General features: G+C 69.5%; 15 protein-coding genes and 1 tRNA gene. 7 read left to right on the top strand and 9 right to left on the bottom strand.

Annotated features, from left to right (window positions below):
- Position 1 precedes the first annotated feature (1 nt).
- The 7 genes from budA to F8O02_RS00160 form a co-directional block, all read right to left on the bottom strand.
- A complete protein-coding gene (gene budA, locus F8O02_RS00190; RefSeq protein WP_158035185.1) occupies positions 2-784 on the bottom strand; it encodes an acetolactate decarboxylase in 783 nt (260 codons plus the stop codon).
- A complete protein-coding gene (gene alsS / locus F8O02_RS00185; RefSeq protein WP_158035184.1) occupies positions 781-2,457 on the bottom strand; it encodes an acetolactate synthase AlsS in 1,677 nt (558 codons plus the stop codon). Before alsS ends, budA begins: the two co-directional genes overlap by 4 nt.
- Positions 2,458-2,561: 104 nt before the next feature.
- Positions 2,562-5,513 (bottom strand): FAD-binding and (Fe-S)-binding domain-containing protein, encoded by a 2,952-nt coding sequence (locus tag F8O02_RS00180; protein ID WP_158035183.1) that lies wholly within the window; start codon positions 5,511-5,513, stop codon positions 2,562-2,564.
- 531 nt (positions 5,514-6,044) lie between these two features.
- Positions 6,045-6,117, bottom strand: a tRNA-Ala gene (locus F8O02_RS00175).
- Between the two features lie 72 nt (positions 6,118-6,189).
- A complete protein-coding gene (locus F8O02_RS00170; RefSeq protein ID WP_158035182.1) occupies positions 6,190-6,408 on the bottom strand; it encodes a response regulator in 219 nt (72 codons plus the stop codon).
- A gap of 489 nt (positions 6,409-6,897) precedes the next feature.
- Positions 6,898-8,121, bottom strand: a complete 1,224-nt coding sequence (locus F8O02_RS00165) for a CobW family GTP-binding protein (protein WP_158035181.1) — start codon at positions 8,119-8,121, stop codon at positions 6,898-6,900.
- Positions 8,122-8,130: 9 nt separating this feature from the next.
- On the bottom strand, positions 8,131-8,466 hold the full coding sequence (locus F8O02_RS00160) for a DUF6907 domain-containing protein (protein WP_158035180.1): 336 nt from the start codon (positions 8,464-8,466) through the stop codon (positions 8,131-8,133).
- A 293-nt stretch (positions 8,467-8,759) separates the two neighbouring features.
- On the opposite strand from F8O02_RS00160, the gene F8O02_RS00155 reads away from it, so the two are divergent.
- Complete coding sequence (locus F8O02_RS00155) at positions 8,760-9,278, top strand: DUF3054 domain-containing protein (RefSeq protein ID WP_225734035.1); 519 nt, start codon at positions 8,760-8,762, stop codon at positions 9,276-9,278.
- Between the two features lie 36 nt (positions 9,279-9,314).
- Here F8O02_RS00155 and F8O02_RS00150 read toward each other — a convergent pair whose 3' ends face one another.
- Positions 9,315-10,307 carry an endonuclease/exonuclease/phosphatase family protein gene (locus F8O02_RS00150; RefSeq protein ID WP_158035179.1) on the bottom strand — a complete coding sequence of 331 codons (993 nt, stop codon included), beginning with the start codon at positions 10,305-10,307 and terminating at the stop codon, positions 9,315-9,317.
- A gap of 172 nt (positions 10,308-10,479) precedes the next feature.
- On the opposite strand from F8O02_RS00150, the gene F8O02_RS00145 reads away from it, so the two are divergent.
- The 6 genes from F8O02_RS00145 (at position 10,480) to F8O02_RS00120 (ending at position 16,899) form a co-directional block, all read left to right on the top strand.
- Positions 10,480-11,241 (top strand): HAD-IIB family hydrolase, encoded by a 762-nt coding sequence (locus tag F8O02_RS00145; protein WP_158035178.1) that lies wholly within the window; start codon positions 10,480-10,482, stop codon positions 11,239-11,241.
- Between the two features lie 289 nt (positions 11,242-11,530).
- Positions 11,531-11,779, top strand: coding sequence for a glutaredoxin-like protein NrdH (gene nrdH, locus F8O02_RS00140; protein WP_158035177.1), 249 nt, complete (start codon positions 11,531-11,533; stop codon positions 11,777-11,779).
- Positions 11,780-11,823: 44 nt separating this feature from the next.
- A complete protein-coding gene (gene nrdE, locus F8O02_RS00135) occupies positions 11,824-13,941 on the top strand; it encodes a class 1b ribonucleoside-diphosphate reductase subunit alpha (protein WP_158035176.1) in 2,118 nt (705 codons plus the stop codon).
- 43 nt (positions 13,942-13,984) lie between these two features.
- Positions 13,985-14,962: a class 1b ribonucleoside-diphosphate reductase subunit beta gene (gene nrdF / locus F8O02_RS00130; protein ID WP_158035175.1), complete on the top strand. Its 978-nt coding sequence runs from the start codon at positions 13,985-13,987 to the stop codon at positions 14,960-14,962.
- A 364-nt stretch (positions 14,963-15,326) separates the two neighbouring features.
- On the top strand, positions 15,327-16,655 hold the full coding sequence (locus tag F8O02_RS00125) for a tyrosine-type recombinase/integrase (RefSeq protein WP_158035174.1): 1,329 nt from the start codon (positions 15,327-15,329) through the stop codon (positions 16,653-16,655).
- Positions 16,656-16,692: 37 nt separating this feature from the next.
- Positions 16,693-16,899 (top strand): excisionase family DNA-binding protein, encoded by a 207-nt coding sequence (locus tag F8O02_RS00120; RefSeq protein WP_158035173.1) that lies wholly within the window; start codon positions 16,693-16,695, stop codon positions 16,897-16,899.
- A gap of 43 nt (positions 16,900-16,942) precedes the next feature.
- Here the strand turns inward: F8O02_RS00120 and mobF are convergent, their stop codons facing one another.
- Positions 16,943-20,662, bottom strand: coding sequence for a MobF family relaxase (gene mobF / locus F8O02_RS00115; protein WP_404821161.1), 3,720 nt, complete (start codon positions 20,660-20,662; stop codon positions 16,943-16,945).
- Positions 20,663-20,700 lie beyond the last annotated feature (38 nt).

Raw genomic sequence — 20,700 nt, 5'->3', positions numbered from 1 at the left:
GCTAGTCGTGCTGCTCGGTGCGGCCGAGCTCGTCGGCGAGGTTCTCCGGCGCGAGATCGGCCGCCTCGAACGCCTCGGTGCGGGGCAGGGAGAGGCGCAGGTCGGTGCCGAGGCACAGCTCGACGGTGCCGTGCGCCATCTGGAAGTCGAGCACGTGCCCGCCCCGGGTGCGCTCGTCGTCGATGAAGTGCACGTGACAGCCGGGCACCGAGATGCCCTGCTCGTAGACGGGTGTGCGGAACCCGCCGACGACGCCCGAGACACGCTCGAAGGTGAGCGTCGGCTCGTTGTCGGTGGCGTCGACCATGCGCGGATACGGCTTCGGCTGCCGCTGCACGGTGCGGGTCTTCACCCAGTCGAACTCGCCGGTGATCCGCAGCGCGTACAGGTAGTTGGGTGAGACGGTCAGTGAGTCGATCAGCCGCGACACCGCCGACCGCGGGGAGTGCGCCGGCACGTCGGCGGTGATGTTCGTCACGAAGTTCGTCACCACCGCGAACGGGGTGCGGGCGTCGAGGTCGGCGGGGCGCACGGTGCCGTCGACGCGCATCTGCCAGCAGTGGCCGTCGATGATGATCATCTCACCGTCGAGGCCGTCGAAGGTGCCGAGGCCGAAGCTGCCCTTGCCGAGCAGCTCGGCGATCGTCATCTCCCCGTCGTAGATGCCGTCGAGCAGTGCGCTCATCAGCGATGTCTGGAACACCTCGTGGCGGACGAGGTGGTCGGCGCGCGGGCGTCGTGCGCCCTCTGGTGTGGGCTGGTTCGTGTTGGTGGTGTCGGTCATGACAGCACTCCCTCTCTCAGATCGCCGGCGAGGCTCGCGAGGTTGTCGCGGTAGTCCACCGGCACGTCGATGATGGTCGGGCCCGGTTCGGCGAGACCCGCGCGCACCTCGGCGACGAGCTCCTCGAGTGTCGTCGCCCGTCGGCCGTGCGCGCCGAACGACTCGGCGTACGCGGCGAAGTCGGGGTGGCCGAGCTGGATGCCGGCCGTGCGCCCGTAGCGCTTCATCTGCTGGAACGCGACCATGTCGTACGTGCCGTCGTCGAAGATCACGTGCGTGAACGTCGACCCGAGCCGCACGGCGGTGTCGAGCTCCATCGCCGAGAACAGGAACCCGCCGTCGCCGGAGACGGAGAGCACCGGCTCGCCGGGGCGCACGAGCGTCGTCGCGATCGCCCAGGGCAGGGCCACGCCGAGCGTCTGCTGCCCGTTGGAGAACAGCAGCCGGCGCGGCCGGTATGCGCGGAAGTACCGGGCCATGTAGATGTAGTGCGACCCGACGTCGGAGATCACCGTCGCGTCGTCGCCGACGAGCTCGCGCAGCGTCAGCGTCACCGCGACCGGGTCGAGCCCGAACGCGTCGTCGTGGTCGGGCGTGGGCGCGGCCGTCTCGGCGAGCCGGTCGCGCTGCCGGGCGACCACCGCGTCCGCCTCGCCGCGCAGGCGCAGCCCCGCGACCCGCTCGGCCAGGGCGGTGATCGTTGTGGGGATATCGCCGCGCAGCTCCAGCGTCGGCGCGTAGTGCGCGTCAAAGTCGGGCGCGATCTCGTCGAGATGGATGATCCGCCGGGACGCGTCGTGGTTCCACAGCGCCGCGTCGTACTCGACCGGGTCATAGCCGATCGTGAGGACGACGTCCGCCTGAGCGAGGACGACGTCGCCGGGCTGGTTGCGGAACAGGCCGACCCGGCCGAGGTAATGGTCCTCGAGATCCCGCGGCACGAGCCCGGCCGCCTGGAACGTCTCCACGACCGGCAGCCCGGTGCGGGCGAGCAGACCGTGCAGTGCCTCGGCGCCCTCCGTGCACGCCGAGCGCACCCCGGCGAGGATGACCGGGAACCGGGCCTCGCGCAGCATCCGCGCCGCCGCGTCCACCGCCTGGTCGGGCGCCGCCCCGAGCCGGGGCACCTCGCGCACCGGCGGCAGCGGCACCGCGGTCGGCTCGGCCATCACATCGGACGGCAGCACGAGGCTCGCGGCCCCGCGGGGCATCACCTCGGCGGCGCGCAGCGCGTTGACGATCGCCTCGGGCACGTTGTCGGCGGCGTCGACCTCGCCGGCCGTCTTCGACACGGTCGACAGCAGACCTGCTGCGTCCATCGACTGGTGGGTGTGCTTGAGACGGTCGGCGCGCGGCACGGCCCCGCACAGGGCGACCATGGGGTCGCCCTCGGTGGTCGCGGTGACCAGGCCGGTGGCGAGGTTGCTCGTGCCAGGACCGGAGGTCACCAGCGCGACGCCGGGGCGCCCGGTGAGCCGGCCGACGCACGCGGCCATGAACGCCGCGTTCTGCTCGTGGCGGCAGACGATCGTCTGGACGGGGGAGTCCTCGAGCGCGTCGAAGACCTGGTCGACCTTGGCGCCGGGCACGCCGAAGACCCAGCGGACGCCGGCGGCCTCGAGGGCCTCGACGACGCGCTGGGCGCTGCGCACGGGTGCGCTGCTGCTGGTCATGGTGGGGGATGCTCCTTGTTGTCGGTGGTGGTCGGGCGGCGGTGCCGCCGAGCTTGGGGGATGCGGCCGGGCCGGGGATGACGCCTCGGCCCGGCCAGCCGAGGTCAGCGCTGCGGGGTCGCCGCGGTCGGCCGCAGATGCTGCGGGCGGGTGAGCCGTTCGAGGGCGATGAGCACGGACTCGTACGGCTCGCCGGAGTCGTGCTCCAGGCCGAGCTCGCAGGTGCGGTTGCCGGAGAGGAAGAGATCCGCCCCGCAGGAGCGCACCTCCTCCATCTCCTCGATCGTGGCGTGCTCGGTGAGCTCGGGGTGGAGGAAGCCGCGGTCGCCGGCCGTCGCGCAGCAGGTGTGCACGACAGGCAGCACCACGTCGTCCGCGACCTCGCCGGCGAGCCGCTGCAGGTCGTCGGCGATGCCGAGGCTGTTCATCGAGCAGGTCGGGTGGATGACGGCGCGGCGCTCGCGATCGTGGGTGGGCAGGTCCGGCACGACCGTGTCGAGCACCCAGGTGATCGCGTCGACGATCGTCAGCTTCGCGTGCATCGCCCGGTGCTCCTCGTCGAGGTGGTCGACGATCTCGCGGGTGACGCCGAGCGTGCAGCTCGACGCGTCGACGACGATCGGCAGCCGGCCGCCGTCCGACCAGCGGTACATGTCCTCGCACACCTTCGCCGCCATCCGGCGGTTGCCGGCATCGAGGCCCTTCGACTGCCAGATCGTGCCGCAGCAGTCGCCGTCGATGTCGTCCGGGATCCACAGCGGGTGGCCGCTGCGCTCGGCGAGGCGGACGAGCGCATGGGTCGCGTTCGTCTGGTCGGGGGCCTTGCGACTCGGGCCGAAGATGCGGTTGATGCAGGCGGCGAAGAACACGGCCTCGGCGCCGTCGCGAGATGTCTCGGGCACCCGCTTCGCCGCCTGCGGCATCTCGGGCAGCCAGCCGGGCATGAGGTCCTTGCTGATGATCGCGCGCATCGCGTCCGTGATCGCGGTGAGCCCGGTGTCGCCGATCACGCGGCGGGCGACGCCGGCGGTGCCGATCAGGCCGCGGGCGCCCTTCGAGATCGGCCCCCAGTGCTTCGCCACCTGGTCGCCGACCCGCTGGGCCGCGGGCGAGTACGCGTCGCGGCGGATGCGCTTCATCGCGTGGCCGGTGTCGATGTCGACCGGGCAGGCCACCGCGCAGGAGGAGTCGCCGGCGCACATGTTCACTGCGGCGTACTCGTACTCGTCGACGAGCTCGCCCTCGACCTGCCCGCTCCAGCCCTGGCGGGCCATCTCACGCTGCAGGGCGATGCGCTGCCGCGGCGTGGTCGTGACGTGCCGCGACGGGCACACCGGCTCGCAGAACCCGCACTCGATGCAGGGGTCGAGGTCGTGCGAGACGGTGGGCATCGTCTTGAGATCCTTGAAGGTGACCTCGGGGTCGGTGTTGAGGAACACGCCGGGGCCGAGGATGCCCTGCGGGTCGAGGGCGCGCTTGACCCGCCACATCATGGCGACGGCGGTCTCGCCCCATTCGCGGGTGATGTACGGGGCCATGTTGCGGCCGGTGCCGTGCTCGCCCTTGAGCGAGCCGTCGTACTTGTCGCAGATGAGCGCGACCAGATCCTCCATGAACGCCCGGTAGGTGGCGACCTGATCGGGCTGCGAGGCGTCCAGGTACAGGTAGAAGTGCATGTTGCCGGCTGAGGCGTGGCCGTTGACGGCGCCTGCGAAGCCGTGGCGCACGAGCATCGCCTCGAGATCCTCGCACGCGTCGGCGAGGTCGGCGGGCGGCACGCACACGTCCTCGGTGATGAGCGTGGTGCCGGCGGGACGGGCCGCGCCGACCATGGCGAGCAGACCGGAGCGCACGCGCCAGTAGCCGCCGGAGACGGCCGCGTCGTGGGTGAAGGCGCCCTCGACGATCTCGTCGCCGATCTGGTCCATGACCCGCTGCTCGAACGCGGCGAGCTCGTCGGGGTCGTCGCTGCGCAGCTCAGTGAGGATGGCGGCGTCCTCCGCGTCGTCGGCGAGCGTGCGCATCCACGCGGGTGCGCCCTCGACTTCGCAGGCCGAGCGGATGCTGGCGGCGTCGAGCAGCTCGACGGCCTGGGCGCCGGCGTCGTTGAGGCCCGGCACCGCCGCCGCGGCCGCGCGCAGGCTCGGGAATCGGAAGAAGGCAGCGGTGTGCCGGCGTCCGAAGGGCACCGTGTTCCAGACGGTGTCGGCGATGAACCCGAGCGTGCCCTCGCTGCCGACGACCAGGCGCTTGAGGATCTCCACCGGGGTCTCACCGTCGAGGAACGCGTCGAGGTGGTATCCGGAGGTGTTCTTGATCGAGAACTTGCGACGCAGTCGGGCGACGAGCTCGTCGTCGGCGGCGATGTCGGCGCGGATGCGCATCAACTCGTCGACGAGCTCGGGCTCGGCGGCGCGCAGCCGCTCGTCGGCGTCCGGTGCGCTGGTGTCGACGACGGTGCCGCTGGCCAGGACGATCGTGACCTGATCGATGGTGTGGTACGCGTTGTTCTTCACGCCGCAGGTCATGCCGCTTGCGTTGTTGGCGAGCACGCCGCCGATGCAGGCGGCGCCCGAGCTGGCGGGATCGGGGCCGAGCTTGCGGCCGTGGCGGGCCAGACGCAGGTTCGCCCGGGCGGTGATCTCGCCCGGACGGCACCGGAAGCGCCGTCCGTCGTCGAGCACCTCCCAGCCACGCCAGAACTCGCGCACGTCGACGAGCACGTCGTCGGACTGCGCCTGCCCGTTGAGACTCGTGCCCGCGGCGCGGAAGGTGAGTCCGTGGCCGGTGCGGCGGGCCCAGGCGAGCAGCCGGCGCACCTCGTCGACGTCATGCGGGCGCACCACGACCTGGGGGATGAGTCGGTAGGGGCTCGCGTCCGTCGCGTAGCGGACGATGTCGAGCGGGTGGTCGAGCACCCGGTCGTCGCCGAGCAGGGTCTTCAGCTCGGTGACGACGGGGGCGTGCTCTCGAGTGAGCACGTCGGCGTCGACGGCGTCGTGCTCGGGATGCTGAGCGGGGCGGGCCAGCGCCCGCTTCACGCTGATCGCGGTCATCGGTCTTCCTTTCACCGGGTCGACGGCGGCGCCGTCGGCACGACGCGGCGCCGCGAGCGGGCCCGTGGGAGCCGATCGGTGCGACCGGCCGTCCGGTGCCGGGACGCCGTGGCAGCGGCATCCCGGCGGTGGCGCGAACCTGTGGCCCGACCACGTCGGACGGCGCGGACGCGGAGGCGGGGTGGACGCCCGGTGTCGTCGGGTGCCGGATGGCCGCACCGTGGCTGTTCCGCCGGATGACGGGACGGCTGTCGGGCGGTCGGATGCTCCGACGACGATCCGCGCGGTGCACCCCGCCTCACTGGGGCGACCACGTCGTATACGACATAGATACTAGATCGGGTGCGCGGGATGCGCCAGTCGGGAGGGAGTGTGGTGCGGGATGCGAATCGGCGCGGCGTGGCGTCAGTCCCGGGGCACTGGAGGATGGGAGAGGCTTGGAACCTTGTGCTGCGGATCTCGAGCCGCTGTCATGGAGCCAGGGGAGACAGAAGCCCGGGATCTGTCGTGAAGACAGATCCCGGGCGTTTGTGGAGCTAAGGGGAATCGAACCCCTGACCTCTTCATTGCGAACGAAGCGCTCTACCAACTGAGCTATAGCCCCGTGGCCTTGACGGCACCAGAGGATGCTACCACGTCTTGGTGGCGCGCGCATCCGGTGTCGTCGTGGCGCGCGTCAGTCCGTGGTCTCGACGAAGCGGTAGGTCGCCGTCGGGGCGCCGTCGTCGGGGCCGGTGTTCTCGAGCTGGCCGACTTGACGGTAGACGACCTGGCCGTCACCGTACGCGCGGATGATCTCCTGCCCGTCATCCGGGCCGAGCGGCAGCAGCTGGCCGTTGAGCGGCCCGCCGACGAACCGGCCGATCGTGGCATGGTCCTGGGGCTGGGTGGTCATGTCTCCTCCTTGTCTGGGCCGGCACGTCGGTGACGTTCGGCGGACGGGCACGCGCATCCGCGGATGCGCGTGGAACGCCGTCACATGATCGCGCGGGGCGACCGCGCTGGACTGCGGATTCAGGGCGAGCCCGTCACCTTGAGTGTAATCGTCGCGGGACCGACGAGGGGCACGTGCAGTCGTGTGCAGGGCGTGCGGGCGGTTGTGGAGAGCAGGCTCTCTTCACAGGGGCTGGACAAGAGGGCTGGAGCAGACGGAGCGTTCGGTCGGGACTGGACGGGGGCATTCGGCCGGAGGCAGACGGGGACATGGTCGTTCCGGCACATCGTCTGGCATCAGGTCATGTCGAGATCGCGATGCTGCTCGTCCCTGTCGCCGACTCGCCCACGGACTGCAGGAGAACGGACTGCAGGAGAGCAGTCGTCGGCGCACGGCAGGCGACGGTCCTCATCAGACTGAGCGACCGAAGACCACCGAACAGGCGTCCACTCACGACAGGTATCGGTTGACGGTGACCATCGCCGCGCGGTCGCCCGGCAGCGGGGCCGACGTCTCGCAGGCGCGCAGCCGGCGGTCGAGGTCGTCGCGGTCGAGGTCGACGCCGATCAGGACGAGCCGGGTGTCGTCGATCGACGGTCGGCCGCGCCGGGCGTGCTGCCTGGCGAACGTGACATGCGCGCCGACGCTGTGCACCTCGAGCGCGTGCCGGGAGGCGCCGGGCCCGCGGGACACGACCATCCGCACGTACCCCTTGAGTCGGTAGAGGCCCTGGGGATGCTCGTGCAGCAGCGCCAGGAAACGGGTCGGGCTGAGCGGGGTGTCGGTCTGGAACGACACGCTGCCGTACAGGTCGTGCAGGTGACCGGCCCCCGGGCCACACTGGTCGTGGTCGTGGTCGTGGTCGTGGTCGTGGTCGTGGTCGTGGTCGTGGTCGTGGTCGTGGTCGTGGTCGTGGTCGTGGTCGACCGCGCCGGCTGCGCTCGCGACGTCTGCCGTGTCGGTCGAGCTCGCTGCCGCTGCCACATCCCCCGGACCGGTCGCGGTCATGCCCGCGGCCCCCGCCCCCTCGTCGAGCGCGTCGAACAGCGTCGGCCCGGCGGCGCGCGGCCTGGGCGGGGCCGCGTCGAACAGCAGATCCGGGTCGAGGCGTCCGTGCTCGGTGCGCACGACCGGGGCGCCGCCGGACGTGTCCCGCAGGCGTCGGACGAGCGCATCCGCCGCGTCGGAGGCGACCAGATCCACCTTGTTCAGCACGATGAGATCGGCCACGAGGCCGTCCTGGGCGAGGCGGGGATGCCGCTGGAGCGTCCGCAGGTGCTCGACCGCGTCGATGACGAGCACCACGCCCGCGAACCGGGCGCGGGGCACGCGCGTGTGGCTCACCCGCCGGGCCAGGTTCGCCGGGTCGGCGACGCCGCTGGCCTCGATCACGATCGCGTCGAGGGCGAGCGCCGGGTCGGCCAGTCGGGCGATCATGTCGTCCACACCGCCGGCGCCCGTGACACAGCACAGGCACCCGCCGCCGAGCGTGATCGAGGTGTCGACCGAGGCGTCCACCAGCCAGCCGTCGATCGGGATGTCGCCGAAGTCGTTGACGATCACGCCGATGCGCCGGCCGTCGCGCGCGTGCAGCAGGCTGTTGAGCACCGTCGTCTTGCCGCTGCCGAGGAAGCCGGCCAGCACGATCACGGGCAGCGTGTCGCGGGCGGGCATGGCAGCATTCTAGACGTCGTCGAGCACGCGCAGGTACAGGCGCAGCGCCTCGATCAGCCGCCGCGCACTCTCGGGGGTGAGGTCGATCGCGGGGCCCTCCTCCGTGGCGCAGGTGAGGTAGGTCTCGCCGTCGGTCTCGAGCAGCCCCACCCAGCACGACAGGGCGCTGGGGACGCTGTGCGGCAGCCCGTCGACCAGATCGACGGCCCGCACCACGAGTGGCACGGGCACCATGGCGCTCAGATGCGCGGGGACGTCCGCGTCGGAGGCGTCGCCGAGCACGCACCAGGGCGGGCAGGCGCGGGGGTCGCGGGGCAGGTCTCGGGGATTCGTGCTGGTGTCCATGCCACCAGTGGAGCAGCGGGCGCCGACATGGAGGTGACGCGGATGACCCGGATGCGACGGGCGGTGGAGAAGCGGCGGGACCGAACCGGTCTGTGCCGCGTCGGCGGCGGGACGAGCTGGGGAGTCCGCCATCAGCCGTGATCGCTCGTCCACCGCGCCTGCCGCTGCTGAGCTGTTGAGACGCATGCGGATCGGTGAGGGGTGTGCGGTCATCGTGCACGGGCTCCTGCGCACCTGTCGTCCGAGGGGCATCAGACGATGCCGCGACCGGTGGGAGGGCTTACGCTGGAGGGGTGAGCGAGAACAGCAGCACGGACACCCGCACCGACGAGCAGCCGGCCGACGCGACGCCGGCCACGGCCGACGAGCTGACGCCCGAGGAGGCGGAGGAGCTCGAGGCGCTCGACGCGGAGCAGGCGGTCGCCCGGCGTGCCGCGATCGGCACCGGCCCCGGTTGGGTGGCCATCGCGGCGCTGCTGGACGCCGTGTCGATCCTGCTGTTCGCGTTCATCGGGGTGCGGGCGCACGCCACCGATCCGAGCGTGCGGCACCTGTTCGAGGTGGCCATGCCGTTCCTGCTCGCCGCAGTCGTGGGCTGGGGCGTCGTCCGCGCCTGGCGCCGGCCGCTGGCGGTCTCCGGCTCCGGGGTGATCGTCTGGCTCGTCACGATCGTCGGCGGCGTGCTGCTGCGCGCGGTCACCCTGCACGGCTTCGCCTTCGGATTCCTCGTGGTCACGTCGATCACGCTGGCACTGTTCATGCTCGGCTGGCGGGGGATCGTCGGCGCGATCGCCCGCCGCATCGACGCGTAGGGCGTCGGTCCACCCCGCCGACCCCGACCCCGAGCCTCAGTCCTGCGCCCGCACGAGGTCGGTCACGATGGGCCGGTGATCGCTCGCCCCGTCGCGCTGGCCGTCGATCGGCCAGAGCCCCGAGACCCGCCACCCGGAGGTGTACACCCGGTCGATCGGCGCGCTCAGCCAGGCGGGCAGTGCGCTCGGCCACGTGCCCCCGGTCGTCGAGCCGGCAGCGTCGGCGCCCGGGGCGGTGCACGAGCCGAGCGTCCGCCCGATGTTGCCGTCGGTGCCGTTGAAGTCGCCGACGATGATCGCCTCGCCCCGGTCGCACCAGGCGGCGAGCCACGCCAGGTGCTCCCGCCACGTGCTCGCCTGCTCCGCGTCGAACCCCGGCTGCTGGGCGTGGGCGACGACGATCGTGGGGCCCCCTGACCGCGAGGTGATCGCGATGCCCGGCCGCACCGTCTGCGAGGTGTCGGCGACCACCCGGTAGCCGCCAAGCGACGGGCTCACCAGCACGCTCGACGGCCAGGCGGCGTCCGACCCCGACGTCGGCAGCGCCGTCATCCGGATGCCCCGCGCGGCCAGGTCGTCGGCGAGCTCGTGCGCCTCGCTCAGCGTCGTCTCGGGCAGGGCGATGACCTGCGGCGACACCGTGGCGGCGACGTCGGCGACGTCGCCGAGCGACTCCTCCTGCCCGGCGACGTTCCAGGCGAGCACGCGCAGCGCGCCGTCGTCGGCCGGCGGCACAGCGTCGGCGGCGTACGCCCGGGGCGGGTCGGCCAGCCGCGGCAGCCCCCAGGGCAGCGCCACGAGCACGACGACGGCGACCATCGCGATGGTCGTCCGCACGGCGTGGCGGGTGACGAGCGCGGAGGCGAGCAGCAGCACGCCGATCGCGCCGAGCACGGCGAGGGTCGGCTCCGGCCACGCGATGAACTGCGCGAACCCGATCCGCTGACCGAGCGACGCCGGCAGCCAGGTGATCGTGACGAGCACGGCCAGACAGACGAGCGTCCACAGCGCTGTCAGGATGCGCCGCATCCACGCTCCTCTCCGCCGTCCCCGTGCCACGGTGTCCGGCCATCCCCCTACAATCGATGGCGGAGCCCCGGGCGTGCCCATCATGTCACGTCCGCCGGCGGACGCGTCCGGAGACGGGCGGTCGCCGGCTGGGGCCGTCAGTCTTCCCGCGTCTGCAAGGAGTGCATCACCGATGTCCGAGTTCCCCGTCATGGTCGCTTTCGATCTGGACGACACCCTGGCCCCGTCCAAGTCCCGCGTGCCAGAGTCGATGGCGCGGGTGCTGCGCCGGCTGCTCGACCGTACGCAGGTGTGCGTGATCTCCGGCGGCCGCATCGAGCAGTTCCGCCGGCAGGTGATCGACGCGCTCGTGGCCGCCGGCGCCACGGACGCGGAGCTCGACCACCTGCACCTGATGCCCACCTGCGGCACGCGATACCACCGACATGACGACGGTGCCTGGCACGAGGTGTACGCGCAGGACCTCACCGCGGACGAGAAGGCCCACGCCGAGCGCGCCCTCACCGAGGAGGCGCAGCGTCTCGGCTACTGGGAGGCCGACACCTGGGGCGACATCATCGAGGACCGCGGCTCGCAGGTCACCTTCTCCGCGCTCGGCCAGCAGGCGCCCGTCGCGGCGAAGGAGGCGTGGGACCCGACCGGTGAGAAGAAGGACACGCTCCGCCGCGCCGTGCAGAAGCGGCTGCCCGATCTCGAGGTGCGCGCCGGCGGCACCACCTCGATCGACATCACCCGGCAGGGCATCGACAAGGCGTACGGCATCCGCCAGCTCTCCGAGCAGACGGGCATCCCGCTCGACCGCATGCTCTTCTTCGGCGACAAGATGCACCCGGACGGCAACGACTACCCCGTCAAGGCGATCGGCGTGCCCTCGGTCGAGGTGACCGGGTGGCCGGACACCGAGCGTCGTCTGGAGGCGCTGCTCGCCGCGTAGCGGGCGCAGGGCGCCATGCGGGCCCCGCCCGGATGCGCTCCTGGACGGGGCCCGCGGCGTGTCGCGAGGGCCCGACCACGGCGTGTCGTGAGGTGGTGTCGGCCGTGATCCGCGTGTTCATGCGGGACGACGCACATCGGGGTAATTACAGTCATGTGACACAACATCTAGTGGTGGTGCGAGACGAGAGCACTAGATGTAGTATCGACCAGCGGGCTGCAGCGAGCGGCCCGCCCCTGTGAGGCCACCCCGCACACGCGGGCGCGGTCGTGAGCGAAGGAGACGGAAGATGTCAGTGACGGTCTACAGCAAGCCTGCCTGCGTCCAGTGCAACGCGACCTACCGCGCGCTCGACCGGCGCGGCATCGACTACACCGTCGTCGACCTCACCACCGACCCCGACGCGCTCGCCCGGGTGAAGGAGCTCGGCTACATGCAGGCGCCCGTCGTCGTCACCGACGGCGGCCACTGGTCCGGGTTCCGTCCCGACCGGATCGACGCGCTCGCGGCCGAGGTCTCCACCACGGTCCTGGCCTGACGGGGCCGGCACAGGTGGACGTCACACAGCCGGGATCGGGCGGCATGGACACGCAGCTGGACTATCACGCGCTCAACGCGATGCTGAACCTGTATGACGAGCAGGGGCACATCCAGTTCGACAAGGATCGTGAGGCGGCCAGGCAGTACTTCCTGCAGCATGTCAACCAGAACACGGTCTTCTTCCACGACCTCGAGGAGAAGATCGAGTACCTGGTCGAGAACGAGTATTACGAGCGGGAGTTCCTCGAGCAGTACCCATGGCAGTTCGTCAAGGATCTCTTCAAGCGCGCGTACGCGTACAAGTTCCGCTTCCCGACCTTCCTCGGCGCGTTCAAGTACTACACCAGCTACACGCTCAAGACCTTCGATGGCAAGCGGTACCTGGAGCGGTTCGAGGACCGCGTCGTGGCGGTGGCCCTGTTCCTGGCCGCCGGCGACCAGGAGCTCGCCACCCGGCTCGTCGATGAGATCATCTCCGGCCGGTTCCAGCCGGCGACGCCGACGTTCCTCAACGCCGGCAAGAAGCAGCGCGGCGAGCTCGTCTCCTGCTTCCTGCTGCGCATCGAGGACAACATGGAGTCGATCGGACGCTCCATCAACTCCGCCCTGCAGCTGTCGAAGCGTGGCGGCGGCGTGGCATTCCTGCTGTCGAACATCCGCGAGGCGGGCGCGCCGATCAAGCACATCGAGAACCAGTCGTCCGGCGTCATCCCGATCATGAAGCTGCTGGAGGACTCCTTCAGCTACGCGAACCAGCTGGGCGCCCGGCAGGGCGCCGGCGCCGTGTACTTGAACGCCCACCACCCGGACATCTACCGGTTCCTCGACACGAAGCGCGAGAACGCCGACGAGAAGATCCGCATCAAGACCCTCTCGCTCGGCGTGGTCATCCCGGACATCACCTTCGAGCTGGCGAAGCGCAACGAGGACATGTACCTGTTCAGCCCGTACGACGTCGAGCGGGTGACGGGCAAGCCCTTCGGCGACCAGTCGGTGACCGAGCACTACTACGAGTGGGTCGATGACGAGCGCATCCGCAAGCACAAGATCAACGCCCGGGAGTTCTTCACCACGCTCGCCGAGATCCAGTTCGAGTCCGGCTACCCCTACATCCTGTTCGAGGACACGGCCAACCGGGCGAACCCGATCGCCGGGCGCATCAACATGTCGAACCTCTGCAGCGAGATCCTGCAGGTCAACGAGCCCAGCGGGTACGACGAGGACCTCTCGTACGCGAAGGTGGGCAAGGACATCTCCTGCAACCTCGGGTCGATGAACATCGCGAAGGCGATGGACGGCGGCGATCTCGGTGCGACCGTCGAGACCGCGGTGCGCGGCCTGACCGCCGTCAGCGCGCACAGTCACATCCACTCCGTGCCCTCGATCGAGGCCGGCAACGACCGCAGCCACGCGATCGGCCTGGGGCAGATGAACCTGCACGGCTACCTCGCCCGCGAGCACATCTTCTACGGCTCCGACGAGGGCGTCGACTTCACGAACATCTACTTCTACACGGTGCTCTACCATGCGCTGCGCACGTCGAACCGCATCGCCGTCGAGCGCGGCGAGACCTTCGACGGGTTCGAGAACTCGAAATACGCCTCAGGGGAGTTCTTCGACAAGTACATCGAGCGGGAGTGGGCGCCGGCGACCTCCCGGGTGCGCGAGCTGTTCGCGCAGGCCGGCATCGCCATCCCCACGCAGGACGACTGGCGCGAGCTGCGCGCCAGCGTGATGGAGCACGGCATCTACAACCAGAACCTGCAGGCCGTGCCGCCCACCGGGTCGATCAGCTACATCAACAACTCGACTGCCTCCATCCACCCGATCGCCTCCCGGATCGAGATCCGCAAGGAGGGCAAGATCGGCCGGGTCTACTATCCGGCGCCGTACATGACCAACGACAACCTGGAGTACTACCAGGACGCGTACGAGATCGGGTACGAGAAGATCGTCGACACGTACGCGGCGGCGACGCAGCACGTCGACCAGGGACTGTCATGCACGCTGTTCTTCACTGACGAGGCGACGACGCGCGACCTGAACCGTGCTCAGATTTACGCCTGGCGGAAGGGCCTGAAGACCCTGTACTACGTGCGGTTGCGGCAGCAGGCGCTCGAGGGCACCGAGGTGCAGGGCTGCGTCAGCTGCATGCTGTAGCCCCGCGTCCCGGGCCCGAACACCAGAGAACGAGGAATCCGAAGTGAGCGCACCGAAGCTGAAGCTCGTCGACCGGGTCGACGCGATCAACTGGAACCGCATCGAGGACGAGAAGGACCTCGAGGTCTGGCAGCGGCTGACTGGCAATTTCTGGCTGCCGGAGAAGGTGCCGCTGTCGAACGACATCCCCTCGTGGGCGACGCTCACCGACGCTGAGAAACTGCTGACCATGCGGGTGTTCACCGGGCTCACCCTGCTCGACACGATCCAGGGCACGGTCGGCGCGGTGTCGCTGATCCCCGACTCGATCACCCCGCACGAGGAGGCCGTGTACACGAACATCGCGTTCATGGAGAGCGTGCACGCGAAATCGTACTCCTCGATCTTCTCGACCCTGTGCAACACGCACGAGATCGACGACGCCTTCCGCTGGTCGGTGGACAACCAGAACCTACAGAAGAAGGCCGCGATCGTGCTCGAGTACTACCGGGGAGACGAGCCGCTCAAACGCAAGGTCGCCTCGACGCTGCTGGAGAGCTTCCTGTTCTACTCGGGCTTCTACTGGCCGATGTATCTCTCCAGCCACGCGAAGCTGACGAACACCGCTGACCTCATCCGGCTCATCATCCGCGACGAGGCCGTGCACGGCTACTACATCGGCTACAAGTTCCAGAAGGGGCTCGAGCGCGAGACCGAGGCGCGGCAGGCCGAGATCAAGGACTACACGTTCGCGCTGCTGTACGACCTGTATGACAACGAGGTCGAGTACACCCAGGACCTCTACGACGAGGCGGGGCTCACCGAGGACGTCAAACGGTTCCTGCACTACAACGCGAACAAGGCGCTGATGAACCTGGGCTACGAGGCGATGTTCCCGTCGAGCGTGACCAACGTCAACCCGGCGATCCTCGCGGCGTTGAGCCCCAACGCCGACGAGAACCACGACTTCTTCTCCGGCTCCGGCTCGTCGTACGTGATCGGCAAGGCCGTCAACACCGAGGACGACGACTGGGACTTCTAGCGACGAGGTTCTGAGTACCGGCCCGCTGGGGCCGAAGGGAGGCCCGGATCCGCGGATTGCTGCGGATCCGGGCCTTTTGCGTGCCGACTTCCAATGGACAGAGGAGGCCGGAGATGAACAGCAGAACCCGTTCGAAGTGGCACGGGGGTGGCACGCGCGCACCTTCCAGACAAGCGCGGGGAGGCACGCTCGCCGGATTCTGGGTGCGGTGTGCCGTCGAGGCCGTGCCACAGCGTGCCACAACTGCGGTCCTGAAACCCCCTCGATCCGCATGGTTCTGCGGATGTAGCGGGATGGAAGGATCGAATGGCACGGAGTGGCACGGCGGTCCGCGTGAGTCCATTCGAGACCACCGGAGGCCACGATGAGCACGCTGAAGAAGACGCAGCAGAGCAGTCAGAAGCGCGAGGCCTGGGGGAGTCTGAGAAGACTCCCGTCCGGCCGCTGGCAGGCCCGTTATCCGGGTCCCGACGGTGAGATGCACACGGCGCGGACTGATGATGACAAGTCTCTGACATTCCAGACGAAGACGGATGCCCGAACGTGGCTCGCCGGGGTCCACATGAAGATCGCACTGGGGGAGTGGGAGCCGCCGTCGGTGATCGCATCCCGGCGTCAAGCCGCGGCTGCGGAGGAGAAAGCCCGGGGTGTCGGATTCACCGAGTACGCCGAACGCTGGGTCAAGATGATCCGATCGCGGCCGAATCGCAGCGGTCGGATGCGGGCGGTCGGCACGGTTCGGTCGTACAAGAGCAAGGTTGCCGGGTATCTCGTGCCGGAGTTCGGGGATACGCCGATACGTGAGATCGACGCCGATCGCATCCGGGAGATGACCGATCGGCTCGACAAGATCCCTTCGCCGTTGAACCCGAAGTCGAAGTTCAACGGGATCACGCGGCCGGTTCTGATCGTTCTCATGATGATTCTGCGGCAAGCAGCCCGAGACGGCATCGTCCCCGCAGCACCCAACGTGTCGATTCCTGGGCAGAAGGCGGTGCGACGCGCTGAGGGCCAGGACGGGGGCGAAGATGTGGCGAGCCTTGAACAGGTCGAAGCGTTGTACGCGGCGACGCCACAACGCTGGGCGATCATGGTGCTGCTCGCTGCGTGGTGTCAGCTCCGCCGCGGCGAGTGCCTGGGTCTGCAACGGCGTGATATCGAATGGCACGAGGATGGGAGCGCCACTCTGCACGTGCGTCGGCAGCTCAACGCGAACACTGGTGACTACTCGAATCTCAAGAGCGACGCTGGCAGGCGGTCTCTGAGTGTCCCGAAATTCATGCGCGACAGGCTCGAAGCCCACCTACGGGACAGCGTGGCGCCTGAGGCAAAGGCGCCGGTGGTGCCGACGAGCGTGCGCGGCAGTGTGCCGTTGTCGAACACCCGATGGGGCTACATCTGGGGCGATGCTCGGGACGCGGTGAGGGGGCTGCCACTCGGCTTCCGGTTCCACGATCTGCGGCACACTGGCCTGACGTTGTTTGCCCAGGAGGGCGCGACGCTCGCCGAGCTGATGCGTCGTGGCGGGCATGCGGATATCCGCATCGTTCTGCGCTATCAGCACGCCACAATGAGTCGGGACCGCGAGCTGGCCGATCGGATGAGTGATCGTCTGCTGGAGCGCATGGCAAAGGCCAGGTCATCTCAAGATGGCTCAGAGAGCCCGGCAGTGGACGGCGATGGACACCTATGAGGCGACAACGACATGACGCCCTGAAAGGAGACCCCCGATGTCCAGTCGCAAGCACTCTGTTTCTCCGGATACTCGATTGATCTCGCTTGCCGTCGCAGCCGAACGTTTCGGGGTGTCCGTGAAGACGATCCGTCGTCGTATCTCGGACGGGACTGTGCGCGGGTACCGTGTCGGCCGACTCATCCGAGTTGACCCGACCGAGCTCCACGAGCGGTTACTTGTGGAGATTCCGTCTGCAAGGTGAGACGACTAGTCCAGAGAGGTGACGCTGTATCTTGCTGGAGCAGTCAGAACCTGCGAGTCCGGTGACGATCCTGCCAAATGCCTCCTTGCGGTGACGTTGGAGACTGCTGGGCGGACGTTGCGTGGCGCCGTGCATGAACCGCTGTGCGGTACTCGTCCGTCTGCCGTTCATTGGCGTTGTCCATGGGCTTCGGTACGGGATCCCCGGTGGTGATTTCGTATCGGTGCCGGTAGAGGGCGAGCGTCATTGCGCTGGTCAGCCAACGCTCGCGGGCCTGTGGTTCGGCGGGGATGGGCCCGAGGGCCCGCAGCCAAGGCTGCTGTTCACTGATGGCTTGGTGGAGCAGGCGTCGGGCTGCGGCGGTGATGAGTCGTTCGCGCTGGGTGAGGGCGGTGGCCATGTCCGGGGTGTGCGGGCCAGCCGGGGTGCGGATGAGCTCCGCGATGCGTCGCGTTCTCGCGTCAGGGCCTGGCAGTCTTCTCGTTGCTTGGTCGATGCGTTCTGCGAGCGCCTCGGCCACTTCGTTGCTGGTGTCAGGTGCAGGCAGGGCCGGGACGAGTGCGGCGAGTGCTCGGCCCGGGTCGTGTCCGGCGGTGCGGTGTCGGGTGAGGGCGTGGGCGAGCTTCGGGTAGTGGGGGCTGGCGAGCAGGCCGTTGCGCAGCGACTCCGGCAGCGGCGCGTTCTCGATCAGGCTGAGCACGCGGTCGGCTTCTGCTTCGTGGGCGAGCAGGTCGTATTCGTTGAGCAGTGTGGTCAGCGATGCATGTCGGTCGCCTTCCCGCTGCAGCGTCTCAGTGGCTGAGAGTGCCGTGTCGGTGCGTGCGAGCACCCGCGCGAACTGCTCGGTGGCAGAGCGCGACTGCGGTGGTTCGACGTGCTCCTCGATCGTGTCGGGGTCGGGTTGGATGAAGTAGGCGTGGTTGGCGGTGCGGCCGCGGGTCATGGCGACGTAGGTCTGTTCGCGGCTGGCGCGGTCGGGGTCGATGAGCACGTGGGCGGTGTCGACGGAGGTTCCTTGGGCGCGGTGGATGGTGGTGGCGTAGCCGAGTTCGACGTCGGCTGCGACGTAGCGGGCGGGCAGCTCGACCATGTTCCCGTGGGGTTGGCCGTCGCCGTCGGCTCGGCGCACGGTGAGTGCTCCGTCGTCGTGGTGTCGGGTGATCGTCCACCGGTCGCCGTTTTTGACCCACGTGTGCCCGTCTGAGAGGTGCCGGTGGTTGCGCCGGGTGACGATGAGGTCGCCGACCCCGGCGGTCGTGCCGTCGTGCAGCGCCACCCCGGCCGGGGCGACGGTCCCGGTGGCGACCAGTTCGGTGCGGGCGCGTTGGTTCAGCGCAGTGACGGTTTCCATGTCGGCGGCGATCATGAGGCTGGTCAGCTCTGCGGCCCTGTCAGCGGCCCAAGCCTGGTGGATGGTGTCGATCATGGTGTCGAGGTCGCCGTCGTGGATGCGTCCGTGCTGCTGGTAGGTGTCGATGGCGGTTGTGTCGCCGTGGCGCAGGTGCAGGCTGGCGGTCTTCTCCCAGTCGGCGGTGATGCGGTGGACGTCGGTGAGTTCGGCGACATCGCCGATCTGGCGGGTGAGCATGCCGAAGGCGCCGCCGGCTTCGATCGAGGAGAGCTGGGCCGGGTCGCCGACGAGCAGCACCTTCGCACCAACAGCGGCGGCGTGGGTGGTGATGCGGTCGAGGGTGAGGGTGCCGGCCAGGGTGGCTTCGTCGATGATGACGAGCTGGCCGGCCCGCAGGTCCCATCGCCCGTGGTCGTGCTCGTAGAGGAATTTGGCGGTGTTCTCGGCGGGGACCTTGAGGCTGTCGGCGAGCACGTCGGCTGCCGCCGCAGACGGGGCGAGCCCGATGACCGAGTCGCGGCCGTGGGCGGTCATCCATGTCCGCCGCAGGGCGCGCAGTGTGGTTGTCTTGCCGGCCCCTGCCGGTCCGACGAGCAGATCCAAGGTCAGCGCCGAGCCGGCGATCTGCCGGACGGCGGCAGCCTGATCCGCAGACAGTCGCACCCCGAGGACGGGCCGGTCCACGTGGTGGGCGATGAGCCGGCCGGGCACAACCGGTGCATCCCTGCGCCGGGCGAGACTGGTGAGCCGGTGTTCGGCGTCGAGGATGGCGTGGCTGGTGTATTGGATGCGGTCGGGGGTCTGGAACCGGTTCGTGCCGTCTTCGGCCCGGTACCAGTCTGGCACGGCCCGGTCATAGGCGGGCGTCAGCCTCAGCGACCCGGCCTCCGCAGAGGAGAGCACCCGGCCGAGCACCGCCGTGCGGTCCTCGGTCGTGGCGAACTGCCAGCCCATCATCTGGCGCATGGTCTCGGCGTGCAGGTTCCACCGCGACCAGGTCGCCCGGCGGTCGGCGACGGCCATCACCACCGTCGTCGCCAGATCCGCAACCTGCTGCTCTGACACGTCCGTCGCGTGCAACCTGGCGTGCACGGCCGCTCCGGGGAGCACGTCCCGCGCCCATCCGGTTGCGTCGGTGCCGAGCAGCCGGGTTGCACGCTCCCGCCACCGCGCGGTGAGCTCGGCGAGGGAGTGGTGCTCCTTTTCGGGGCGGGTCTGCAGTGTGGCCTGCTGGCGCAGCCGTGCGATCACGCGCGGCGAGGGAGTGCGCCCGTGCTCGGCGACGTAATCGGCGATGAGCCGCTCGGTGGCCGCCGCGATCCCATCCCCGTCCGCGCCGCCGGTCGTGCGCTGGGAGAACGCGGCGATCAGCTCGGTGGGCACCCCCTCGATCTCCCAGCCGGTGTTTCGGTCCCGACCCCGATCCACCGGCACCCACTTCGTGCCCAGCATGCGGGCCGTGTGGTCGGTGACGAACGCCGTGTAGGACGCGGAGAGAGCCACGGTGGCCCGGTGCAGCACCCGGGAGTCCAGGCTCCGCCACACCCCGTCGACGCCTTGGGCCTTGTTGGAGACGACGACATGAGTGTGCAAGTGCGGATCCCCGGCACGGGAGTCGTAGTGGTCGAACGCGGCCGCGATCACCCCGGCCACCGGCATCGAGGCCACCCCGCCGCGCCCCACCCGGGTGGAGGCAACGCGCTCCTCGAGTAGGGCGATGGTGTCGCGGAGGGACGCATGATGCGCGGCGGCGAGCAGTTGTTGTGTGCGCCCGTCAGCGACCGCCCACAGCACGCTGAGCGACTTCGGCGGCGAGAATGTCAGATCGAAGCCCGCAACGGCCGTCCGCCCACGCCGGGCAACCTCTTCCAAGCGGATGCGTTCGACCATCCGTGCACGCTCGTCGTCCGCAAGCTCCGGATCGAGGCGTGCAATGCGTGCTGCAATCCGCTCCCGCGGCGGCCGCAACCGGGGGAATGCACGCCCCAGCGGCGCAGCGGTCAGCGGGTGCAATCCCGCGCCCAACAGTCGCGCGAGCTGCTCCTCTTCAACCCGGTCGCCATCCCGCAACTTGGATCCCGTCGAACTCCCGGGGACACCTGGGTCGCCGTCGACGGAACGGGCGGGCGCATCAGCGACCACAGTCTGCGAAGTCGAGCCGTCCGGCCCGCCCATCGCGAGAGCGTGTGTGCCTTCAGCGTGGGCTCTGGCAGGGGAGAACCCAGCTGACAGCCGGCCCGTACCCAGCGCTACGAGCCCCGACCCGAGCCACATCCCCGGCGGCGTCCCGCTCTCTTGGTAGTAGCGAGTCAGCGGTGTCCCTGCTGCATGGTCCCCGTCGCCGGCCGCGACCGACTTCAGCAGGTACTCGTAGCCGCGCCCCGACGACATCACACGGATCGACATCACCATCCCGGGCCCCTCCCAAGACCCCGGACAAGGCGAGGTCT

Origin of the sequence: Pseudoclavibacter caeni (genome assembly GCF_008831125.1) — a bacterium.
Taxonomy (GTDB): Bacteria; Actinomycetota; Actinomycetes; order Actinomycetales; family Microbacteriaceae; genus Pseudoclavibacter_A; species Pseudoclavibacter_A caeni.
Note: the sequence above shows the minus strand (reverse complement) of the source record. Positions and strands in the feature narration are given on the sequence as shown.

What these genes read in the sequence shown, in the direction of transcription:
- budA (WP_158035185.1), bottom strand. Translation starts at nt 784, where the DNA reads ATGACCGACACCACCAACACGAACCAGCCCACACCAGAGGGCGCACGA.
- alsS (WP_158035184.1), bottom strand. Translation starts at nt 2,457, where the DNA reads ATGACCAGCAGCAGCGCACCCGTGCGCAGCGCCCAGCGCGTCGTCGAG.
- F8O02_RS00180 (WP_158035183.1), bottom strand. Translation starts at nt 5,513, where the DNA reads ATGACCGCGATCAGCGTGAAGCGGGCGCTGGCCCGCCCCGCTCAGCAT.
- F8O02_RS00170 (WP_158035182.1), bottom strand. Translation starts at nt 6,408, where the DNA reads ATGACCACCCAGCCCCAGGACCATGCCACGATCGGCCGGTTCGTCGGC.
- F8O02_RS00165 (WP_158035181.1), bottom strand. Translation starts at nt 8,121, where the DNA reads ATGCCCGCCCGCGACACGCTGCCCGTGATCGTGCTGGCCGGCTTCCTC.
- F8O02_RS00160 (WP_158035180.1), bottom strand. Translation starts at nt 8,466, where the DNA reads ATGGACACCAGCACGAATCCCCGAGACCTGCCCCGCGACCCCCGCGCC.
- F8O02_RS00150 (WP_158035179.1), bottom strand. Translation starts at nt 10,307, where the DNA reads ATGCGGCGCATCCTGACAGCGCTGTGGACGCTCGTCTGTCTGGCCGTG.
- F8O02_RS00145 (WP_158035178.1), top strand. Translation starts at nt 10,480, where the DNA reads ATGTCCGAGTTCCCCGTCATGGTCGCTTTCGATCTGGACGACACCCTG.
- nrdH (WP_158035177.1), top strand. Translation starts at nt 11,531, where the DNA reads ATGTCAGTGACGGTCTACAGCAAGCCTGCCTGCGTCCAGTGCAACGCG.
- nrdE (WP_158035176.1), top strand. Translation starts at nt 11,824, where the DNA reads ATGGACACGCAGCTGGACTATCACGCGCTCAACGCGATGCTGAACCTG.
- F8O02_RS00125 (WP_158035174.1), top strand. Translation starts at nt 15,327, where the DNA reads ATGAGCACGCTGAAGAAGACGCAGCAGAGCAGTCAGAAGCGCGAGGCC.
- F8O02_RS00120 (WP_158035173.1), top strand. Translation starts at nt 16,693, where the DNA reads ATGTCCAGTCGCAAGCACTCTGTTTCTCCGGATACTCGATTGATCTCG.
- mobF (WP_404821161.1), bottom strand. Translation starts at nt 20,662, where the DNA reads ATGGTGATGTCGATCCGTGTGATGTCGTCGGGGCGCGGCTACGAGTAC.